General features: G+C 60.6%; 14 protein-coding genes. 6 read left to right on the plus strand and 8 right to left on the minus strand.

What is annotated here, in order from left to right:
• The first annotated feature begins 50 nt into the window (after positions 1-50).
• The 3 genes from B3C1_RS07785 to B3C1_RS07795 all read left to right on the plus strand — a co-directional run bounded on the left by B3C1_RS07785 (position 51) and on the right by B3C1_RS07795 (position 4,426).
• Positions 51-1,415, plus strand: a complete 1,365-nt coding sequence (locus tag B3C1_RS07785; RefSeq protein WP_008484026.1) for a hypothetical protein — start codon at positions 51-53, stop codon at positions 1,413-1,415.
• A 59-nt stretch (positions 1,416-1,474) separates the two neighbouring features.
• Positions 1,475-2,851, plus strand: a complete 1,377-nt coding sequence (locus B3C1_RS07790; protein ID WP_008484027.1) for a hypothetical protein — start codon at positions 1,475-1,477, stop codon at positions 2,849-2,851.
• A gap of 147 nt (positions 2,852-2,998) precedes the next feature.
• Entirely contained in the window at positions 2,999-4,426 is a 1,428-nt protein-coding gene (locus B3C1_RS07795) for a carbon starvation CstA family protein (protein ID WP_008484028.1), read from the plus strand.
• A gap of 30 nt (positions 4,427-4,456) precedes the next feature.
• Here the strand turns inward: B3C1_RS07795 and B3C1_RS07800 are convergent, their stop codons facing one another.
• Complete coding sequence (locus B3C1_RS07800; RefSeq protein ID WP_035481455.1) at positions 4,457-5,311, minus strand: nitrilase-related carbon-nitrogen hydrolase; 855 nt, start codon at positions 5,309-5,311, stop codon at positions 4,457-4,459.
• A gap of 83 nt (positions 5,312-5,394) precedes the next feature.
• On the opposite strand from B3C1_RS07800, the gene mtgA reads away from it, so the two are divergent.
• Positions 5,395-6,072: a monofunctional biosynthetic peptidoglycan transglycosylase gene (mtgA, locus tag B3C1_RS07805; RefSeq protein ID WP_008484030.1), complete on the plus strand. Its 678-nt coding sequence runs from the start codon at positions 5,395-5,397 to the stop codon at positions 6,070-6,072.
• 30 nt (positions 6,073-6,102) lie between these two features.
• Here mtgA and secF read toward each other — a convergent pair whose 3' ends face one another.
• From secF to B3C1_RS07840, 7 genes are all read right to left on the minus strand, one after another.
• On the minus strand, positions 6,103-7,020 hold the full coding sequence (secF, locus tag B3C1_RS07810; protein ID WP_008484031.1) for a protein translocase subunit SecF: 918 nt from the start codon (positions 7,018-7,020) through the stop codon (positions 6,103-6,105).
• 2 nt (positions 7,021-7,022) lie between these two features.
• Complete coding sequence (gene secD, locus B3C1_RS07815) at positions 7,023-8,804, minus strand: protein translocase subunit SecD (protein WP_008484032.1); 1,782 nt, start codon at positions 8,802-8,804, stop codon at positions 7,023-7,025.
• A gap of 45 nt (positions 8,805-8,849) precedes the next feature.
• Positions 8,850-9,239: a hypothetical protein gene (locus B3C1_RS07820; RefSeq protein ID WP_008484033.1), complete on the minus strand. Its 390-nt coding sequence runs from the start codon at positions 9,237-9,239 to the stop codon at positions 8,850-8,852.
• Positions 9,240-9,392: 153 nt separating this feature from the next.
• Positions 9,393-10,418: a hypothetical protein gene (locus B3C1_RS07825; RefSeq protein WP_008484034.1), complete on the minus strand. Its 1,026-nt coding sequence runs from the start codon at positions 10,416-10,418 to the stop codon at positions 9,393-9,395.
• Between the two features lie 173 nt (positions 10,419-10,591).
• Positions 10,592-11,050: a hypothetical protein gene (locus B3C1_RS07830; RefSeq protein WP_008484036.1), complete on the minus strand. Its 459-nt coding sequence runs from the start codon at positions 11,048-11,050 to the stop codon at positions 10,592-10,594.
• A complete protein-coding gene (locus tag B3C1_RS07835; RefSeq protein ID WP_008484038.1) occupies positions 11,050-15,528 on the minus strand; it encodes an RHS repeat-associated core domain-containing protein in 4,479 nt (1,492 codons plus the stop codon). The genes B3C1_RS07830 and B3C1_RS07835 overlap by 1 nt, the downstream gene beginning before the upstream one ends.
• A gap of 107 nt (positions 15,529-15,635) precedes the next feature.
• Entirely contained in the window at positions 15,636-17,528 is a 1,893-nt protein-coding gene (locus tag B3C1_RS07840; protein ID WP_008484039.1) for a protein-disulfide reductase DsbD domain-containing protein, read from the minus strand.
• A 205-nt stretch (positions 17,529-17,733) separates the two neighbouring features.
• Between B3C1_RS07840 and phoA the strand changes: the two genes are divergently transcribed.
• Together phoA and B3C1_RS07850 are read left to right on the plus strand one after the other, a co-directional pair.
• Entirely contained in the window at positions 17,734-19,143 is a 1,410-nt protein-coding gene (gene phoA, locus B3C1_RS07845) for an alkaline phosphatase (protein ID WP_035481487.1), read from the plus strand.
• A gap of 200 nt (positions 19,144-19,343) precedes the next feature.
• On the plus strand, positions 19,344-21,245 hold the full coding sequence (locus tag B3C1_RS07850) for an IgaA/UmoB family intracellular growth attenuator (RefSeq protein ID WP_008484041.1): 1,902 nt from the start codon (positions 19,344-19,346) through the stop codon (positions 21,243-21,245).
• Positions 21,246-21,254: the final 9 nt, after the last annotated feature.

Here is a 21,254-nt window from a genome sequence, read left to right on the forward strand (position 1 = left end):
AACCGCGCCAAGGCCGGCGCGGTTTTTTATTGCTGTAAAAAGGACATCTGATGTTGTGGTTGTTGTTCGGCCTGGCGCTTTTTGCCGGTGCCTACCGTTTTCTGCTTCCCCTGCTGGCCCGCCAGTTGGGTGACGCTCCCCAAGCCGCCAGAGCCCCTGGCCCGCGCCTCTCTCCCTGGTCCCTGATGTTGTCGCAAGTGGCGACCGTCGCCCTTGGCCCTCTGCTGGTGGGCTGTTACCTGGCTTCCAAGCTGCATGGCTGGAGCCTGGTGGTGATCCCGGTTTTTTATATCGCCTTGGCCCTGGTGCTGCATTTTTTGGTGGCCAGCCGCGCCCTTGCCGGCCAACGCCAATCCCTGGTGGCCCTGCTGGGCCCAAGGCTGCCTACCTTTGCCCGCCACATCCTGGCGCTGCTGGTGGTGCTGGTCTCGGTCTTTAACCTGCATCTGGCCATGAGCGATTTCAAGCTCAGGCCCTGGCACGATGACGGCCTGGTGGGTGTCGGCCTGGTGCTGCTGGCAAGTTGGGCCGTTATCGGCCGCAACCGCTGGGTATTTCGCTACCTGTTGCCACTGCTGGCGCTGCTGATGCTGGGGGGCACCTTGGCGGCCTTGGTGCTGGCCCTGATGGGCGGCAAGGCCCAGTGGCAGCTGGACGCAGCCCACTTCACGGCGCTGCCGGCGCTTGGCGACGCCACCTTACTGCTGGCGAGCTTCCTGGGCACCCTGGCTCTGGTACCGAGCCTGGCCGGGCAGGGCAGCGGGCCGCGCCAAGGGGCCCTTATCGGCGCCGCCCCGGTGCTGTTAAATGGCGCCTTGACCCTGGTGTGGGCGGTGCTGACCCTGGTATTGCTGGGGCCCGCTACCCAGGACCAAGCGGACTCGCCTTTCTTCTTATGGGGGGCCATCGACAACCTGGTTGAGGCCTTGGGCCTGTCACCCCACCTTTGGCTGAAGCTGTGGATGCAGCTGCCGGTCTTGGCGTTGCTGCTGGTGTCCTTGCGGGCAGCGCGCCTGGCCTGGGCCGACGCCCTGGCATTTGACCAACAAAGCCTGGGGCGGCGCTGCCTGCTGGGGTTGCCGGTATTGCTGCTCCTTGTGGGAACCACCTTGGACGATGACGGCCCCCAAATGCTCGGCATTTTTGCCCTGGGGAGCGGGGTGCTGGTGGGCCTTTGGGTGACACTGGCGCTGCTTTGGCAAAGCCGCCGGCCTGGCCATTGGCCCTGGTGGCCGCTGGCTGCCTGGGCCCTTTGCGCCCTGCTGGCCATATCCTATGCCTGGACCATGGTGCTGTGGTCCCTTCAGAGCCTGGGCTGGTACCTGGGCGAGATGGGTAGCTGGGCCCTTGGCCTGGTGCTTTTGGCCGGGCTTACAGTGCTGGCCTGGCGCCACAGGCCAAGGGGCGTCGCCTGACCTTAAGGCACCCAAGCGCCCGCCGGGCGCCCTAATGGACACTATCAAAAGGAATCGTGATGTTGGGTTTAGGATTGGCATTGGCCCTGTTGGTGGCTGCTTACCTGAAGTTGGTGCCACAGCTTGCCAGGTTTGAAGGGCCGGCCAAACAGGCCGAGGCCCCGTTACAAAAAGGGCCGTCCCCCTGGGCCTTGATGCTCTCGCAGGTGGCCCTTCATAACCTTGGCCAGTTGCTGTCCGGTACCTTTTTTGTGCTGCTGCTGGGCACCTGGGGCCTGGCGGCTATCATGGTGCTCTACCTGAGCCTTGCCCTGATTCAGAACTACCTGGTGGCCGGGCATGCCATCGGTACCGGCAAGCTGTCGGTGGTGGCCATGTTAAGCCCCCGCACCCCCGAGCTGCTGCGCCACCTGCTGGGCATGCTGGCGGTGCTGACCCTGGGATTGTTGGCGGCCTTTGCCGTCGGCGGCATGACTTACTTCCTCAAAGAACTGTTCGATGTGCCGGAATATGGGGTCAGGCTCGCCCAACTGGCGCTGGTGTTGCTGGCGTGCTTCGCCCTCTTTAGCCGTGGGCGCTGGCTGGTCCGTTACCTGCTGCCGGCCCTGGCGGTGCTGTCCCTGGCCGGCACCCTGGCGGTGTTCGGGGTAGCGCTGGTCAGTGACCATAGCCAATGGCATTTTGTGAAGGCACAACCCCTGGAGGTCATTGCCAGGGAGTGGACCAGGGTTGGGACCCTCACTACCTTTCTGCTGGGGGGCTATTTGGCCCTGGTGCCCAGCCTGGCCGGCCTGTGCCGGGACCGACAACAACGGGCCTTGGTGGGGGCCATGCCGGTGCTGGTTAATGGCGCCGTGGCGTTGCTTTGGGGGGCCATTATCCTGGCGCTATTGGGCGCCGAGGCCGGCACCTTGGTGGCGCAACAGGTCAGAGACGTTGCGCTGGCAGAGCAGCTGTTTGGCGAGTGGGGACGCGAAGGGCTGTTCCTGCTCACCCTGGCGCCGCAGCTGGCGCTGATGCTGGTAGCCCTGCGCGCCGCTCGCCTGGCCTTTGCCGACGCCCTCAGATTCGCGCAGAGCCGGCTGGTACAGCGGGTCTTGGTGGGGCTGGCGGTGCTGATGATCTTCTTGCGGGTGCTGTTTAGTTTCGATGTCGAGCTGAACCCCGACTGGCCCCTTAAGATCAAGGATTGCGGCCACCTGATCCTGGGGGTGCTGCTGCTGTGGTGGCCGCTGCAACGGCTATGGCAGCGCCAATGCTGGGGCGGCTGGCTGCCGGGGGCACTGGCTCTGCTGTGCGGCATTGCCCTGGCGGTATGGAACCTGCTGTGGTGGATGGACAGCACTTGGGTCTTCGCTGCCCTCTGCGCCACTGCCGCCCTGGTGCTGCTGGTGACACTGTGGTTTCAGCGCCGGCCCAAGGAGCAGGGGCTATAGATAAAAAAGCCGGCTTGCCGGCTTTTTTATTCAGGGTGCAACCCCAACCACTCAGCTGGCCTTTACGACCACTGGCGAAAAAGCCGGGTGCCGCGAGCGTAAACGGTACATTAGGCTTCCCCCAAATTATAAAAGGGGGAGTAACCTATGTTGTGGTTCCTGCTGGGCGTTTGTACCCTCATCGCCGGCTATTTCATCTACGGTAAAGTCATAGAGCGCATCTTCGGCATCAAGCCGGAGCGCCAGACTCCGGCCATCGCCAATAACGACGGCGTCGACTACGTGCCCATGTCCACCAAAAAGGTGTACCTGGTGCAACTGCTTAATATCGCTGGCCTTGGCCCCATCTTCGGTCCCATCCTCGGTGCCCTGTACGGCCCGGTAGCCCTGCTGTGGATCGTCTTCGGCTCCATCTTCGCCGGCGCCGTGCACGACTACTTCTCCGGCATGCTGTCGGTAAGGGCCGGCGGCGCGTCGGTGCCCACTGTGGTGGGCCGCGAGCTGGGCAAGGGTGCCAAGCACTTTATGAACGGCTTTGCCGTACTGCTGTTGCTGTTGGTGGGTGTGGTCTTCACCCTGGGCCCGGCCAAGCTGCTGGGTAACCTGTCCGGCACCTCGGTACCGGTGTGGGTCGCCATCATTTTCGGCTACTACATGATTGCCACCATAGTGCCCATCGACAAGATCATCGGTCGCTTCTACCCGCTGTTCGGGGCGCTGCTGGTGTTCATGTCCGTCGGCCTGCTGGTTGGCCTTGGCCTGTCCGACAAGCCTTTCTATTCTTCCGGCATCACCCTTGAGAACCTGCATCCCAAGGATCTGCCCCTGTGGCCGCTGCTGTTCATCACCATTGCCTGTGGGGCCTTGTCCGGCTTCCACGCCACCCAGTCGCCGCTGATGGCTCGCTGCATGGAAAACGAAAGCAATGGCCGCTTCGTGTTCTACGGCGCCATGATAGGGGAGGGTGTGATTGCCCTTATTTGGGCCACCCTGGGCATGTCCTTCTACGACAGCCCCGAAGCCCTTAACGCCACCCTGGCCAACGGCGGTCCCGCTGCCGTGGTCAACGAAGTATCCACCTCGTTGCTGGGTGCCGTGGGCGGCCTGCTGGCGATACTGGGAGTGGTGGTACTGCCCATCACCTCTGGCGACACCTCTTTCCGTGCCGCCCGCCTGATCCTGGCCGACTTCCTGAACTTCGACCAAAAACCTATCGCCAAGCGCTTGATGATCGCCCTGCCCATGTTTGTGGTCGGCTTTTTCATCAGCAAAATGGACTTCAACGTGATCTGGCGTTACTTCGGCTGGGCCAACCAGATGACTGCGGTGATGATGCTGTGGACCGCTGCGGTCTGGCTTAAGCGTCATGGCAAGTTCCACTGGGTGTGCACCATTCCCGCCACCTTTATGACGGGGGTGGTCAACGCCTACCTGCTGAGCGCCGAGATAGGCTTCGGCCTGCCTTTGGCCATCGCCGGCCCTATCGGCATTGCCTCTTCGGCGCTGGTACTGGCCTGGATACTGCTAAGGGGTGGCAAAGGCGCCGCCACCGAGGCGGTAGCCGACCAGGCGTAACAACAAAAACCGGGGCTTGCCCCGGTTTTTTTATGGACGCTGTTTGGCCCAGTCCCTGTGGTTGAGCACCTGGCCGTTGTGGCGCACCGCCTCCAGGTGATCCAAGTCCAGGGCCTGGGTCAGCCACTGGCTTTGGGCGGGGTCCAACTCCTTGGACCGGGCCAGGATGCCGTCGTCCGGTAGCCCCAGATCTGGCGCCGTGTAGAAGGCCGCCTGGCCCAGGCTGTTGAAGATGGCCGGCGCCCAGGGGGCCTGTCCCACCAGGGGGCTTTGTACCACCAGGGTCTGGTTTTCCAAGGCCCTGGCCTGGCAGCCGATGCGTACCCTGTTCACCCCGGCCCCATTGTCGGTGCAAGACGGCACCAGGATAAAGCGGGCACCGGCGTCCACCAAAGCGCGGGTCAGCAGGGGAAATTCCACGTCATAACAAATCTGTACCCCAAAGGCCTGGCCGGCAAAGACCAAGGGCGCGCTGGGTTGCCCAGGGCTCAGCTGCCAGCGCTCGGCTTCAAAGCGGGTGAGGATTTGTTTGTCCACAAAGCCTTGGACAGTGCCCTCGGCGGCAAACCAGGCCCGGTTCACATAACGGCCATCGGCCAGCTGCCAGGGGATGCTGGGCATGACGATGCCCTTGTTAAAGGCCTTGCTAAGGGCCCGGTACGTCTCCACGAACAGCTCCCGTACCTCCTGCAGGGCGCCAAGGGAACGGGCCAGGTGCCGGGCGGTCCGGGTCGGTTGCAGGCTCAAAAGCTCCAGGCTGGCGTACTCGGGAAAGAGCAGTAGCTCCCCTGGGGCGGCCGCTACCAGCGCCGCTTGCTTGGCGGTCCAGCTGGCAAGTTCCGGCAGGGCCTCGACCCGGTATTGGCAGGCGCTCAGGCTTAGCATGGCTGAACGGCGGGGCTGTTGATTTTCATGGGCTTTCCCAGGCGGGTTACACTTGTCGTTCAGCATAAAGGGGAAGGTGGACCATGGCAAAACGTCGGCGGGGAATAGGGGGCTGGGTCTGGGCCCTGGCTTGGCGCTGCCTGGTGTTTTTGCTACTGCTGTTGCTGGCGCTGCGCTTTGTGCCTGTGCCGACCACCGCCTTTATGCTGCAAAGCCCTTACCCGGTCAGCCAGCATTGGCTGCCATTAGACGAGCTGCCCAAGTGGGTGCCCCTGGCGGTGGTGGCCTCGGAAGATCAGCGCTTTGTCAGTCACTGGGGGATCGATGTCACCGAACTCGGTAACGCCTTGGAACGTTTCGATGATGGCGGCGGCCTGCGCGGCGCCAGCACCCTTAGCCAACAGACCGCCAAGAACCTGCTGCTTTGGCCGGGGCGCAGCCTGGTGCGAAAAGGCCTGGAGGCGGTACTGGCGGTGACCCTGGAAGGGGTCTGGGGCAAGAGGCGCATCTTGGAGGTGTACCTGAACGTCGCCGAATTCGGTAAGGGGATCTACGGGGTAGAGGCGGCCAGCCGCCACTACTTTGGCAAGTCGGCCCGTTATCTGACTGCCGGCGAGGCGGCGCGCCTGGCGGTGCTGCTGCCAAGCCCCAGGACCCGAAACCCCAACGCCCTGACCCCTTACCTGCGCCAACGAGTGGCCTGGGTAGAGCGGCAGATGCGCCAACTGGGCAGCAACTACCTGGACCCGCTCTTGCAATAAAAAACCCGGCCTTGGCCGGGCTTTTTATCCTCAGTAGGGCCGGTAGGCCGGCAACCTTTCCCCTTCTTTGGGTTCCCGAGGCTTTTTCAGGTAGTGCTCGGCCTTGAGGCCAAAGAGTTCCCCCACTGTAGCCGCCACGAAGATGGACGACCAGGTCCCCACTACGATGCCCACGAACAGGGTCAGGGCAAAGCCGAACAGGGGCTCGCCCCCCAGCCAGAGCAGGGCCCCTACCGTAAAGAGGGTGGTGCCGGAGGTCACCAGGGTCCTTGAGAAGGTGGCGCGAATGGCGTTGTCCACCAGTTGGGCTATGGGGGTGCGGTTGCGCTTGCCAAGGGTCTCGCGCAGCCGGTCGGCCACGACGATGGAGTCGTTGACCGAATAGCCCATCACCGCCAACAGGGCGGCCAGCACGCTAAGGTCAAACTCGAGCCCCAGCAGGGAAAAGACCCCCAGCACCAGCGCCACATCATGCAGCAGGGCCAGCAGGGCGCCGCTGGCCAGGCGCCATTCGAAGCGAAGGGCAAGGTAGGCCAGGATCCCAAGGGCCGCCAGTGCTACCGCCAGGGCCGATTGCGCCACCTGGCCGTCCCCCACCTGGCCACCGACAAAGCTGGCGCTGTGGACTGTCACCTGGCTGCCAAGGGCCTGGGACAGGCTATCTGCCAGGGAAAAGTCTGGGCCCGGATCGCCCTGGTAGCGAATACGCCAGTCGTCGCCGTTTTGCACCACTTGTGGGCGCTCCCCCAGCAGGGGTGACAGGGTGTCGGCCAGGGTTTGGCTGGTCACCGGCTGGCTGATGTGGATTTCCTGGACCATACCGCCGGTAAAGTCCTGGCCCAGTACCAGTCCTTTGCCAGCCAGCACCCCCAGGGAGGCCAGCACCAGCAGGGTGGACAGGCCCAGGGCCCAATAGCGCCAGAACGCCAGTTGTTTAAAGCGGTTCATGCTCAGATCCTCACACCTTTGCGGTTGTCGCGGCCCCACAGGGGATTGATGATGGCGCGGGTGCCCACTATGCCGGTGACCATACTGGTCAACAGTCCCAGCCCCAGGCTGATGGCAAAGCCCCGCACCGGCCCCTGGCCCAGGCCATAGAGGATTACGGCGGTGATAAGGGTGGTGAGGTTGGCGTCCAATATGGTGCGAAAGGCATTGTCGTACCCCAGGTGGATAGCCTGGCCCAGGCTCTTGCCGTCCCGTACCAGTTCCTTGACCCGTTCGAAGATAAGCACATTGGTGTCAACCGCCATGCCCACCGTCAGTACCAGGCCGGCAATACCGGGCAGGGTCAGCACCGCCCCCGGCACCAAGGCCATCAAGCCCAGCAGCATAAAGAGGTTGGCTACCAGGGCCAGGTTGGCGACCCAGCCGAAGCGCCGGTACCAAAGGGCCACGAACAACAAACAGCTGCCAAGACCCAGGGCCAGGGCCATCAGGCCGTTGTGGATATTGTCCTTACCCAGGGAGGGGCCCAGGGTGCTTTGCTGGATGATGGTCACCGGCGCCGTCAGGGAGCCGGCCCGCAGCAGCAGCGCCAACTGCCTGGCCTGGCTACCGTCTTCTATGCCGGTGATGCGAAAGCTGGCCGGCAAGGCGCTTTGGATATTGGCGACGTTGATCACCCGGCTGGTTTTGCTGGTTTGCCCCTGCGGCCCCTTTTGGTACTCGGTAAAGAGGGTGGCCATGGCCTGGCCTATGTGGCTGCGGCTGTAGTCGCCTATGGTGGCGGCGCCTTGGTTATCCACCTGGATGCTGACCTGGGGCCTGCCCATTTCGTCGAGGCCGGCGCGGGCATCGACGATGCGTGAACCGGTCAGTATCGGCTTGGCCGCCAGCCACAAGGGCCGCCCGACCTGGTCCTTGATGGCCAGGGCGCCGGCTTTGGGGCCTGGGTAGACCTCACGAAATTCCAAAGAGGCGGTCGCCCCTATGATGGCCTTGGCGGCAGCCGGGTCCTGTACCCCAGGAATTTCGATGCGCACCCTGTCCTTGCCGTCACGCATGACGGCCGCCTCGGTGATGCCCAGCTCCTGAATGCGGCTGCGCATGATGCTAAGGGTTTGCTCCATAGCCAGCAGTTGCTGCTGAGATGCTTCTTGGGGGGTTAGGCTCAGGCGCAGCAGGTCGCCCTGGCGTTGCAGCTGCCAATGGGGGTATTGGCGGCTTACCAGCCGCTGCAAGGCGGCAAGATCGGCGCCCAGGCGGGGTCTAAGCTGCAGGGTTTGGCCCTGGGGGGTAACGGCGGCAATGTCCAGCAGATCTTCCAGGTTGTCCTTGGCGCTCTGGATCTGGGCATTGACGGCGGCCTGGGTGTCCACGGCCAGAATGAACTGCACGCCACCGCGAAGGTCCAGGCCTAGCTTGATGGGGGACAGGCCCAGAGACTGCAGCCAGGCCGGCGCCTTGGCGCTGCGGTCCAGCACCACATCATGGCCGGGCAGGGCTTTCTCCAGGGCCGCTTTGGCGGCCATGGGGTCACTTTGGTCGGTCAGTACCAGCCGCAGGCTATCGCCCTGCTGGTCGATACGTTGCACGCTGTCTTTGGGCAACCATTGGCGCAGTTGGCCAATGGTGGTGTCGCCCTTGCTGATAGTCAGGCTGGGGCTGTCACCAAAAAGGGTGGGGAGGGCGCTTAAGGTCAGCAAGACTAGGCTGACCAAGAGCACGGCGTATTTCCAACCGGCGAGGCGGTTGACCAGCAGGGGGCCTTGGCCCCTGGAATAAGACATGGGTTCTCCTTGCGGCCATGGGCCGCCTGACAAAACGAAAAGGCGTTAAGACAGGAAGGAGAGGCCGCGCCAGGCGGCAAAACGGGCGAGATTGTGGGTGAGGCGGGCACCGGCAAGAAAGCCGGGCCCGTCGGCAATGTTCAAGGACCAGTCGCAAGCGGCGGGTCTTTGCTGACGGTAACCGGGGCAAAATTGTGGCGCGGGGTGCGCCTTGGCTTCAAAGACCAGACCGTAATCGGGGGCCCTTGGTTCGTCATCCAGGCCCTGGTGGGCAAGCTGACGTTGCAATTTCACCAGATTGAGCAGGGCAGGGGCCTTGCCCGGAGCGTCCTGATGCAGGCTGCTGCCCTTTGCCGCCGGCGCAGCCGAGGCCGCCTGGGGTAAGGCACCCAGGGCCAGGGTCAACAGCAGTGCGGTCAGGAAAGTGCGCAGCATAGGCTCAAAAACTGTGATTTGCCGCACAATCTAGCACCCGCTGAGGGCACCGGCAATAGGGGCGGCCAGGGGCTTAAAAGCCGCTAGTTGCTAAAAGCGTTCAAAAGCCACACCTTTACTCCTCGAAAAAGTGTCTGAAGGTAACCTGCTTAGTTAAAAGTCTTCCAGGTAGCGATGGCTGATAAGGGTTTTATCCTCAGTCAGCAGTCCATCTGCCTGGGTGTCTTTGAGCCTTGCCACAACGGCGTCATAACAGCTTTCCAAGGCGTCAGATGCCGCGCCCGCTTCTCTTAGGCTACCGAACAGCGCATTGAGTTCGGGAGTGCTGATATCCACCTCCTTGTTGTCAAAATAGGTCAGGCAGTTGGGATCTTCTGGCCTGCTGCCATCTGGGTGTTCTACACCTATTGCCAGCAGGGGCAGTGACAGCTGGCTGGCAGCATGGCTGCTAAGGAGGTAAAGGCGGTAAAGCGGCTTGCTATTGATAGTCTTAATGCGGGCAATAACGGCAACGATGGTGTTGAATACCTGCATTTCCAATGATGTCAGCAGAGCCTGGGGCAATTGGGGTGTAGCGGCTATCTGGATGAGGGTACTTACCCCCGTCGCCAAGTCGGTCTTGTCGATAGAGGTCAGGAGTTCACCTTGATAAACAAACTGGTACTCAAAGTTGCTTAACTGCCTGCTCAGGGAGTCGGTGCAACTGAACTCGATACGACTTACCTGATTGCCCTGGTAATGATAGCGGTACTGGCTTACCGAATATTCCGTCATGGCCTCCACCAGATGGAGGGCTCCGTCTTTCCTGTATTGGCAGCAGGCCTTTATTACCTCTACTTCGTCAGGTGTTTTGCGAAAAGTGATTACTTCGGTGCAGTCATGATGATAGTGGTAAAAGGTGCGGATAAAGACCCCAGGGAAGCGGGTGAACTCTGTTGAGGACACTAATCGGCCGGCCTTATCGAAGCCATACTCCAGGGCTCCGTCCTTGTTCTGGCCCAACGCTGCTATAGGCTGGCCCATCTTAAGCCGATGGATAGCGTTGAAAAAAGGCACTGCTTCATAGAGTTCCCCTATGGAGTAAGTGCGGGCAAAAGTGCTTTCCAACGCTGCTTTTTCAAAGCGGGCGTAATCGTCATCGCCGTTGCTAAAGAGTCTGTCGAGCCGGGTTTCGATCATGTCCTGTTCCCATCCTGGGCGCTTTTTCTGGTAACTCTAATTAAAGCCACATCAGTAAGACAGGTAGCAATACCACCGGCTTGGGTCTAGTGTCTTAATGCTGTGAAAAATATCTATACATGTTTTTCAGAGTGGCCTGTCGGAACAGTAGTTAAGGTTCATCATACCAATGACTAAGACCATTGCGTAATACATCCTGCTAAAAGGTTGCTGTCAAGACAAATGGCATAAATATAGTAGAAAAAGTCATAATCGATGTCATCTTCTTCTGCGAAGTCAGAAAGAACATCATCGCGTTCGAGTCCAGCTTCACTCCGCCATGACTTGTATTTTACGCTCAGACTTTTTTGTGAAGATGTTATTTTGAAATGGCTTTCTCCGGCCATAGTCGCAATAGCGACAGAAACAGCTTTATCACTTAAATTAAACTTACTTTCTTTGTGTTGAAAAAACAATTGACCATTTTCAACATATAATAAGAAATAATCACTGCCTTCGGAATGAAAAATGCCGGATGTCTTATTCTTACTGTCCTCTGTGAAAGTGAAATGCTTGGCTTCCATCTTCTGAGGTTCAAAACGTATTGCGTCATCAAAAACGTCAAAGTTCTTAAGTATTTTTTCTTTGGTCATTAGTATTTACCATACAAGCCGGTTACAGTATCCATAGCGCCACTTGTTCTCAGAGAACTCATGATCACCGCTCGCCAGGATTTATTGTTCTTCATATAAAGACTCTCTGGCGTCGGTCCGTATATATTACCATACTGCTTTTGATTTCTAGCTTCCATGTCTTTTAGTTTTTCAAAATCCCTATTCTTTATGTAGCTTTCTCTTCTCGACATGTTTCGCTTGTTAACTTTATCTCTGGCGATATCCTCATAGCTCTCACCATTTTTAAGGCGCTGATTAACTTCATTTTCCAATGCGTCTCTCTTTTTTCGTAACTCTTCATGGTACTCTTTTCTTCTTTTCTGAGCATTTGCTACTGCAGACTCATCCTCAAAGTTGATATTAAAAGCGGCTAATGGAGAACTATCCTTCACTTTGTAACCATAAGCTGCTTTTTCGTCAGGTATGACCTCTTCTGCAATCTTGGGGTCATCAAGGGGATTAGGATAGGAGTCTGACTTTATAGATCTATCCTGTGATGCTTGAATTGTAAGAGACTTCTCTCCGCTCTTAATTCCTGAGGCTAGCTCGCTAATGCTTAACGTTGCCACAGGACGGCCTTTGACATCAGTAAAGCATATTTGGCCTAATTCTTCATCGATCTTGTCTGCTGTGAGCTGTAAAGCGACAACGGCGCCATTGTTCTTCATAAACACAGTGCTGATAGATGCATACTTCTCTGAATCATTCTTGGTAATGATAGAGAGAACATCCTTTGCAAGGTTGGATTCGACGCCATTCTTCTCCAGTACGCGTAATAGTTTTTCCTGTCCCTCTTTGCAAAGTAGTCCTAGTTGATCTACCCAGGTGATAGGATTAATAACATAGCGATAATGATTAAGCCCCCCCAGCAAACCAATGGGGTCTTGGTTGATAAACTGCCCGCAGTTCGGGTCGTAATAGCGGAAGCGGTTGTAGTGCAGGCCGGTTTCTTGGTCAAAGTACTGACCCTGAAAGCGCAAGGGCTGGCTGATGTCGCTGGCCAACGCGAGGGCGACATTGCCGTAGCTTCGGTAGCCAACCTGCCAAACGATATTGCCTTTGGCGTCGGTCAGGGTATCGGGGGTACCGAGATGGTCAAGGTGGTAGTGGTAGAGCTGGCCGCCTTGGTCCAAGGCGATGGGCTCGAAGGTGCCAGGCTCGAAGTAGTAGTGGCGTACCTGGCTGCCGGTTTCATCTTCATCCGTTTCACTCAGCAGGACATCGCCGTCCCAAAGAAACAGGACGCTGCGCTGCTCGCTTTGCTTGCCAATACGCCGGCCCAGGGCGTCGTATTGGAAGGTGGTGATTTGGTCTTCCTGACCGGGGGCGCTTTTATCGACCCTCACCAGCTGCTGACGGCTGTTGTAGCGGTAGTGGGTGACCAGGCATTGCCCCTTACCCCTGCGCTCGGTGATGCGGTTGCCGTGGACGTCGTATTCGAAATGGCGGTCGCCTTGGATCAGCAGCCGATTACCTTTGACCTGGGCACTTTGTGCCTGGCTTTTGGCCTCGGCGGCCGAGGGGGCTGAGGCCAGTATGTTGCTGGCCGGGTCGTGGACAAAATGCTCGGGATTGGGGCCCTGGACGCTCTGCAGGCGGTTCAAGGCGTCATAGCTGAAGTGGCGTCGGTCTTGGACACTGTCGTCAATCAGGCTGATGTTGCCGGCCACATCGTATTGGTAATGGCGCTCCAGCATGGGCTTGAAGCCGCCGGTCTTGGCAAGGCTGTGCTGCTTGAGGCGCCCTTGGGGGTCGTAGCGGCGCTCACTGCTTAACTGTTCGCCGTGTTGGCGGCCCACTTCCCTGCCCAGTTGGTCCCGTTCAAGGCGGGTAAGCAGTTCCAGACCTTGCCCCTGGTGCTGGCGGTGCAGGGCGGTGAACTGGCCCTTGCGGTTATAGGAAAAATGCAGGGTTTCGCCGTTGGCCCGCTCCGTGGCAATACGCTGGCCGGCGGCGTCGTAGCGGTGGTGCTGGGCGTAACCGTCCTGGTGATCGGCAATGACATTGCCGTTGGCGTCGTATTCCCAGCGCAAGGTGCGATGGCGGTTGGCCGCTTCGGTGATCTGGCCGGCGGCGTCGTAGCGGAACCGGGTAATGCCTTCTGGGGTGCTTTCCTTGAGCAGGCGCCCGAACGGGTCTCGCTCGAAGTGGATGTCGATGCCGTCGCCGCTGGCTGCGTCGGTAACGGCCCTGCTGGTACACAGATGGCCGGCGGCGTCGTACTGGTAGCGGGTCAGGCGGCCGTCAAACCCCACTTCTTCGACCAGCCTTTCCTTGAGATCGTATTTGAGGCGGTAGTGCTCGCCCATTTCATTGACCAGGCCAACCAGGTTGCGCTCGCCGTCGTAGCGGTAGGCCAGGCTGCTGCCGTCGGGGTTGGTGCGGCGCGTCACCTGGCTAAGGCCGTCGTATTCGTAGCGGGTAACGCCGCCTTTGGCGTCTTTGATGGCCGCAATCAGCCCCAGGGGGCTGTACTGGTAGTGCCGCTGGCTGCCGTCGCTGTCGGTGATGGCGACGACCCTGTCCTGCTCGTCATATTGGTAGCGGGTGTGCAAGGACTCCCCTTGCTGCACCAGCACCAGGCGCTGGGCATGGTCGTAATGGAACTGGCTGCTCAGGCCCATGGGGTCCTGCACGGCGCTGAGTTTGCCGTAGGGGTTCCAAAGATAGCGGGTGCTGTTGCCCAAAGGGTCGGTGACGCTGCCGACAAGGCCGGCGGCGTTGTAGCTGTAGAGGGTGCTGTTGCCCAAGGGGTCGGTGCTGGAGAGCACCTGGCCCTTGTCGTTGTAGCGGCGCCGCCAGCAATGGCCGGCCGGGGTGGAGATGCTATCGGGCAGGCCCTGGTCGTTGTAACCAATACGGTACTGGCCGCCGGCCATGTCGGTTTTATCGGTAAGGCGACCCTGCCGGTCGTAACCGAACAGTTCGGCGCGCTTGGCAAGGCCGGCGCTGGGGTGTTCGACCCGGGTCAACAACCCCTTGGCGTCGTACTGGTAGCGGGTTTCGCTCCCTTCCTGGTCCTTGTGGTAGACCGGCAGGCCCCGTTGGTTGAAACGGTAGACTTCGACACCGCCCCTGGTGTCGGTAACGGCAACCCCCAGCCCGTCCGGGTCCCAGGCAAAGCGGTAGTTGTAGGTATCCTGGCCATCGATGGGATCGCCCCACTGGTGGACGCAGCGCCCTTGGTGGCCGGGTTTATCCCAGCGAAAATGAAAGCTGTAGCCGCTTTTGAGGGTGCGCTTGGCAATGACGTGCTTGTGATACTGGTACAGCTCGGCATGGCCATGGGCGTCTTCGGCCCTTACCAGGTTCCCTTGCTGGTCGTAGCTGAAGCGCGCCAATACCTGGCGCTGGCCGTCCTGGCTTTGGCGCCTGACCTCGGCAATGCGCTGGCAGGGGGAAGGGATAAAGTGCAGCTTGTCCCCCAGGCTGGACTCGATGACCGCCAGGCGCCGGCCCTGGTAATGAAAGCGGTGGCTGTTGCCGTAGCCGTCGCAGATCTTCACCAGTTGTGGGTCAAGCTGGCCGGCCTGGCGGCAAAAATGGCGTTGTATGCCGCCGGGAGCCCCGTAAGGGGTCAATATCCAAAGACCTTTGCCCTGGCGCCGCAGGCTGAGCTTCTCTACGACGTTATGGCTGCTTTGCCCTTCCTGAGGCAGGGGCAGGGTTACCACCCGGCCTTCGCCATCGTGGAGCCGCACCTGCTGGCGGTGCGGTACGATTTCCAAATGCTCGCTGAGGCTGTGGGTCCAACCATACCCCAGGCCTATGTCATGGGGGTTGGAGCTGCGGTAGGTGCGCTCAAAGGTCAGGGGCAGGGGCCCGTCCACGACACCGTCGGTGAGGGTCAGCAGCTCTTCACCTGTTTTGAGGTTGATCGGTTCGCCACCGGTGCAGGTGGTGGCGTTGTTTTGGGTCGGGGTACCGCTTTCGGTGGTGCCGGTACCGTCGCTCTGTTCCCCACTTTCGCTTTTGGCAGCGGCGGCTTGTTTGGGCGCTGGCGCTTCCTGGGAGGAGGGTGCAGGGGCTGCCTGGGGGGCTGGGGCGTTCGCACTTTGTCCCTGGGTTGCACTGCGTGGTTGGTCGCTGCCGGCCTCGGCCTGTGCCCCGGCAGCGCCTGCGCTGCTGGGGTGGCTGTTTTGTACCGCACCGTCCAGGGTGTTGTCGGTGCAAAAGGCGTAGATGTCCCCCCGTTCCAGGGCGCTCAGCAGGTTGTGGTGGATCTGGGTGTCACAGAGGTCATAGAGGTTTTGGGGGGAGTAGGGATCGCGCCAGAAGTTGAGCAACTGCTGCTGGCTATAGGGGCTGAGCCTGTCCAGCAATTGGCTGTAGCCGCCCCGCTGCGCCTGGCCGTGCCCACCCAGGCGATTGATGTCCGAGGCATTGTCCCTGTGGGCAAAAACGTAGGTATTGCCCAGGGTGTCGTTGACTTCTATGGCGGAGAATAACGAGCGCATCCGTGCGATTCCGTGGTCATTAACCTCCTGAAACTAGCCTCGGGCCGCCAGGCCTTGAAGGGCTTATCTGACATGTCTTGATGCTTGGGTGCCAAGCTAGGCTTCGGTCAATCGGCGCCCTGCAACGCCGCTTCCAGGCTCTCAGCCAACAGTTTGGGGCTCAGCAACTGCGGCAGCAGGTGGGGCTGGCCTTGTTGGTCGTACAGAACGTAAAGGGGCAGGGCGCTGCTGTTGAAACTGGCCAGATAACGGCCAACGGCGGGGTCTCGGTTGGTCCAGTTACCTTCAAGGTAAGTGATGTCGTAAAGGGCAAACAGGGCGCGGGTTTCTTCCCGCCCCAAGGTGGTGCTGGCGTTGACCTTGCAGGGGATACAGCCGTCGGCGGTGATGTTGACCAGCACAGGCCGGTGCTGGGCCAGGCGCTCTTTGAGGGTGGCCTCGTCAAAGGCCAGGGTGTCGGGTTGCTGCTGGGGTTTGAGGACGATTCCCAGCATCACGGCCAGCAGCGGCAGCCAGGCTAGGGCTTTTGCCAGTCGCCAAGGCAGCGGCCAAAGGCCGGTCGCTATTATCAAGGCTGCCAGCAGTAAAAAGGCCGGGCCTTCCAGGCCCTGTAATACCCAGAGCTGCCAAACGGCGCTGAGCAGCAGCAATAAGGCCAGCAACCGCTTGAAGGAATGGCTTGGTTTTGGCAGCCAGGGCGCTAGTGGCGCCAGCTTGTCCAGTAACACCATGGGCAAGGCAAGGCCCAGGCCCAGGGCCGAAGCCAGTGCCAACAGTGGCCAAAGGGCCAGGTCGGCCTTCAAAGCGGGCGCCAGCATCGCCACCCCAGGGCTGGCAAGCACCACCACCAGCACGCCGGCCAAGATGGGCTGATAGGCCAGGCCTTGTTGCATTAGGCGGCCTGGCAAAGGCTGCCGGCTGAGCAGTCGCCAACCCAGCAGGGCAAAGAGGCTGGCAAATATCGCCACCGGCAGCGGCGATTGCAGGTCCAGCCCCCCAGGGCCACCGCCCAGGTGCGACAGCCACCATAGCACCGCCAGGGCCCAGGTGCTGGCCAGCACGCCACCCAGGTAGGGCCAGCCCTGACCGGTTTTAAGATCAAGGGCTTTAAGGGCCACAACCGGAAACACGAAGGGCATGGCATTGAGCAGCAGGCCGGCGGCCAATGCCAGCAAAGCCAACGGCCAGAGCGGGCTTTGCCCTTCGGCCGGGTCAGGGGAGTTCATACCAACCAGCAGCGCTTGGTCCTGGGTGACCAGCAGCACCTGGGGAGCCTTGGGCGGCGCCTGGTAATGGGCGCTTTTGGGCAGGCTGACCAAAAGGGTATCGCCCTGCCACAACTGGCGGGGCAGGGCACCGCTTTTGACCAGATTGGGATTGGCGACGAAGACCCTGGGAGGCTGCCCGGACAGTTCGGGGACTTTCAGGGCGAAAGACACCAGATCCTGCTGGATCTCCATGCGCCCACGGCTGGGCAGGGGACGGGGCAGTTGTTGCCGTGCCTTGGCAAAAAAGCCCGAATGGTTGGCCTGTGCCTTGGGGCCGGCTTTCAGGGGGAGGGTTAACAGGGCGTCTTCGGCCAGGCATTGCTGCTGGCAAAGTTGCCAACTGGCTTTGACCATCAGCTCCAGGTCCTTGGCTTCCTTGGGCGGTGTCAGCTCCACCAGCAGGCTGTGGTCGTGGCGGTAGCCAAAATGGGTGATGCCGTCCTGGTCGATGGCGTCAGGAATGGGCCAATGAACAGGGCCAATCTGCCAGCCTTTAGGTAGCTGCCAGTCAAGGCTGGTGGCCTGGCCATTGTCACCGGGATTTTGCCAAAGGCTGTACCAGCCGGCCTCTGGTTGCAGCTGCACGGCCACCCAGAATGGCTGGCCCGGGGTAAATTGCGACAGCTCCGCCTTCAGTTCCACCTGCATGTGGGGACGGCTGATGGGCTCGGCCCTGGCCAGCAGGCTGGTCATTATCAGCAGGGCTGCCAACAGCAGCTGTCCGGGGCGCATGGCATGTCCTTGATGATGGGCTTTGGCCTCGAGCATAACCCAGGGGCCGGTCGGCACCAAGGTTGGCAGCGGTGTTTCGGCTGCCCGGGTTGGGCGGTGCAGATTTCTATAACAATTTGAATGTTATTGGCTTTTTCAGATTCGTCATGGCTTTGTCACAAAGGCTTTCTAGGATAGGTCTTTTTCCTGCAACCGGTAGTCGATGATGTCCTTTCGCTCCCTTTCCCTGCTTTCCCTTGCCCTCGCCGGCGTTCTGCAAAGTGCCTATGCCGCTTCGGCAGCGGACCTCTTTGACCGCAGCGCCAAAGGCAATCTCAGCGAAAAGGGCGGTGCCCGCCGCCTTAATACCGATATGACCGAGGCCCTGCGTGCCGCCTTGGTCAAAGGTCCCGTCCACAACGTGATCCTCTTTATCGGCGACGGCATGGGAGATTCGGAGATCACCCTGGCCCGCAACTACGCCGAAGGCGCCGGCGGTTACTTCAAAGGCATCGACGCTCTGCCCATCACCGGCCAGTACAGCCACTATTCCCTGGACAAGGCCAGCGGCAAGCCCAACTACGTGACCGACTCCGCCGCTTCGGCCACCGCCTGGTCCACCGGCACCAAGTCCTACAACGGCGCCATCGGCGTCGATATTCATGAAAAGGCCCATCCGTCCCTGCTCAAACTGGCCAAGGCAGCAGGTAAGGCCACCGGCAACGTCACCACCGCCGAAATTCAGGACGCCACCCCGGCGGCCCAGTATGCCAACGTCACCCAGCGAAAATGCTACAGCCCGGCCCTCACCCAGCAACTGTGCCCGTCCAACGCCCTGAAAAACGGCGGCAAGGGTTCCATCACCGAACAGCTGCTCGACGCCAGGGCCGACCTGACGTTGGGAGGCGGCTTTGCGTCCTTCAACGAACTGGCCCAAGCCGGTGATTGGGCCGGCCAGAGCCTGCTGGCCCAGGCCAAGGCCAGGGGCTACCAGGTGGTGCGTGACAAGGCGGCCCTGGCTGCGGTCAGCCATGCCGACCACAGTGCCCCCTTGCTGGGGTTGTTCAGCGACGGCCATATGCCGGTTGGTTGGACCGGACCCAAGGCCAGTTACCATGGCAACCTCAAGGGCGAACCGGTGACCTGCAAGGCCAATCCTGAGCACAAGGCCTCCATGCCGGCCCTGGCCGAGATGACTGAAAAGGCCATCAGCCTGCTAAAGGGCAATCCCAAAGGCTTTTTCCTGCAAGTGGAAAGCGCCTCTATCGACAAACAGAACCACGCCGCCAACCCCTGTGGGCAAATCGGTGAAACCGTGGCCCTGGACCAGGCGGTGCAAAAGGCCCTGGCCTTTGCCAAGGCCGACGGCCACACCCTGGTGATTGTCACCGCCGACCACGCCCATACCAGCCAAATCGTGTCCCTGGACACCAAGGCACCGGGCCTGACTCAGACCCTGCGCACCACCGAAGGGGGCTTGATGGCGGTGAGCTACGGTACCGCCGAAGAGGGCAGCATGGGCCATACCGGTACCCAGCTGCGGGTCGCCGCCTACGGCCCTGGCGCCGCCAATGTCATGGGGTTGACCGACCAGACCGATCTTTTCTTTACCATCAGCGCCGCCCTCGGCCTTTAACCGGGCCGCTTGAAAAAGGGAGCCGGCAGGCTCCTTTTTTTTGCCTAATACACCGGCCAGGGCGCGGCCTGGCTGGCTTTGCCGCAAGGGCAGGGCCAGGTTGTTGTCCGGCCCTGCCGCTTTGGGTTTGAGATCTGCCTAAAGGATCATGATAATGGGCCGCCTTTCCTACATGGACGAAACGTACGCGGTAGCAGGTCATGGAAGCACTTCATCTTATTCTTACCCTCTTTGTCATTGGCATGTCGATTTTCAGCCTGATCTCCTATTCCAGCCGGCGGGCCGACAGCCGCGCCTCAAGGGAGCAGTTGCTGGCTAAGGACAAGCACCATCGGTTGCTGACCCAAGAAGAACAGCAGCTTATCGCCGAGCTGGACAAGGCCGACTGGCAAAGTACCCACCAACAGGTGTTCTACCTCAAGGGAGAGTATCTGGGCCATGGCCTGGAAGGCGGTGAGATGCACCGCACCATAGGGGGGGTGGAAGTGGTGTTGCCCTTCGACGCTCTCAACCACGTGACCGAAGACAACCTGGCGGAAGTGGTGAACACCGACGGCAAGAAGATGCTGGTGGTGAGCCTGAACGACAGTTTTACCCTGGCCGGCGGCAAGGCCGACCAAGCCGCCCGCGAGGTCTCCAACGAGCGCTGGCAACAAGGGGCTGTCGGGGTACTGAATGACGACAGCGAGTTGCCGGAAGAATGGCAGGTCAAGGTGCTGAGCAGCCGCCAGGAAAGCCTGGAGGAAAGGCAGCTGCGTTATTCGCCCAGTTGGAAGATAGTGACCGCCCTGCTGCTGGCCGCCAGCCTGGCCTGTCTGGCCTGGAGTAACGATGACCCCCTGTTCTGGGGTATCCCGGCCCTGGTGTTCTTGGCCCTGGCCCTTTGGGCCTACAGCCGCAAAAGGGCATTGCCGGAACCGCTGAAGGTCAACTATGTCGAAGGGGTGCTGCGCAAGGTCAACGGCTTTTACCTGGTCGGCAACATGGAGGCCTATGTGCCCCCCGAGTGGCACGAAAGCAAGCTGCTGACCGGCCAGATCGAACGCTTCGAGATGCGTACCGACCATCAGCTGATGCAGGTGCCGCGCCTGGGCTTGACTCACAAGCCCAAGAAGCCGGCAGCCTGGGTCCATCACCTGGTATTGGGCTTGACCGCCTTGGTGATGCTGGGTTTGGGTCTTATCAATTTCAGCTCCCCCAAGGCCGATCTATTCTACAGCTGGCACTGGCTGATGGGCACCGAAGCGACCAACTACCACAGCCTTGCCGAGCTGAAAGCCAAGCCGCCGGCGGTTGGCGATTGGGTCTACCTGCGCGGAAAGGCCCGTTGCTGGGGCCGCTATGGGTACAGTGGCAGTCCCTGCGAGACCCTGCTGTTCGGGGCTCCCGAGGACCTGGGGCCGTTACCCGAGGCGTCTGCGGCCTGGCGCGAACTGCTGGAAAGCCAATGGTTTGAAAAAGCCAGCCTGAGCAGTTCAGAGCAGCTGTATCTGACCATGCTGGCCGTTCAGAGTGGCCGCCACTTTGACCCCAGTAGCCTTCGAACCCTGACCGATCCCAACAAACTGGTGCTGCTGGTAGAGCGGGCCTGTGCCAGCGGCTGCGACTACGCCACCCAGACCCTGACCGAGCTGATGGACGAAGACTGGTCGACACTGCTGGAAAAGGCCCGTAAAGGCGAACTGGAGCCGGTGCTATTGAACAGCAGCAGAGCGGCACAGGTCTCGCGTAGCCTCGATAACGAAGCCGACACCGAGATGCGGCAACTGGCCAACCAAAGCTGGCACCAGCTCGAAGGGAAGGCCTCTTTGGGCCAGCTGCTGGAAGTGTGGCCTTCGCCCCTTTATTGGCCGACCGAGACCGCCGCCAGCGACTACCAGAGCTACCTGGCCCTGAAAAAGATGGCCGGTCCCGAAGGGCAGGAAAGCATAGCGGTGCCGGCCGTAGTTATTGCCAACGGCGAGCGCCTGGTGCTTGATAGCGGCTACTACATGGACAGGCCTTGGCCTTTCCTCAGCGGCGGCCTCTATCTGGCGCTCAGCGCCTTATTGGCCCTGTGCCAACTACTGTTGGCCTGGCGAGGGGCTCGCAGGCAAGGTTGAATAAAAGGC

The sequence above is a fragment of the Gallaecimonas xiamenensis 3-C-1 genome (genome assembly GCF_000299915.1).
Lineage (GTDB): Bacteria > Pseudomonadota > Gammaproteobacteria > Enterobacterales > Gallaecimonadaceae > Gallaecimonas > Gallaecimonas xiamenensis.

Bases quoted from the DNA above. Each gene is read 5' to 3' on its own strand.
- B3C1_RS07785 (WP_008484026.1), top strand. From the start codon at position 51: ATGTTGTGGTTGTTGTTCGGCCTGGCGCTTTTTGCCGGTGCCTACCGT.
- B3C1_RS07825 (WP_008484034.1), bottom strand. From the start codon at position 10,418: ATGATCGAAACCCGGCTCGACAGACTCTTTAGCAACGGCGATGACGAT.
- B3C1_RS07800 (WP_035481455.1), bottom strand. From the start codon at position 5,311: ATGCTAAGCCTGAGCGCCTGCCAATACCGGGTCGAGGCCCTGCCGGAA.
- B3C1_RS07850 (WP_008484041.1), top strand. From the start codon at position 19,344: ATGGAAGCACTTCATCTTATTCTTACCCTCTTTGTCATTGGCATGTCG.
- B3C1_RS07820 (WP_008484033.1), bottom strand. From the start codon at position 9,239: ATGCTGCGCACTTTCCTGACCGCACTGCTGTTGACCCTGGCCCTGGGT.
- B3C1_RS07790 (WP_008484027.1), top strand. From the start codon at position 1,475: ATGTTGGGTTTAGGATTGGCATTGGCCCTGTTGGTGGCTGCTTACCTG.
- B3C1_RS07830 (WP_008484036.1), bottom strand. From the start codon at position 11,050: ATGACCAAAGAAAAAATACTTAAGAACTTTGACGTTTTTGATGACGCA.
- phoA (WP_035481487.1), top strand. From the start codon at position 17,734: ATGTCCTTTCGCTCCCTTTCCCTGCTTTCCCTTGCCCTCGCCGGCGTT.
- mtgA (WP_008484030.1), top strand. From the start codon at position 5,395: ATGGCAAAACGTCGGCGGGGAATAGGGGGCTGGGTCTGGGCCCTGGCT.
- secF (WP_008484031.1), bottom strand. From the start codon at position 7,020: ATGAACCGCTTTAAACAACTGGCGTTCTGGCGCTATTGGGCCCTGGGC.
- B3C1_RS07835 (WP_008484038.1), bottom strand. From the start codon at position 15,528: ATGCGCTCGTTATTCTCCGCCATAGAAGTCAACGACACCCTGGGCAAT.
- secD (WP_008484032.1), bottom strand. From the start codon at position 8,804: ATGTCTTATTCCAGGGGCCAAGGCCCCCTGCTGGTCAACCGCCTCGCC.
- B3C1_RS07840 (WP_008484039.1), bottom strand. From the start codon at position 17,528: ATGCGCCCCGGACAGCTGCTGTTGGCAGCCCTGCTGATAATGACCAGC.
- B3C1_RS07795 (WP_008484028.1), top strand. From the start codon at position 2,999: ATGTTGTGGTTCCTGCTGGGCGTTTGTACCCTCATCGCCGGCTATTTC.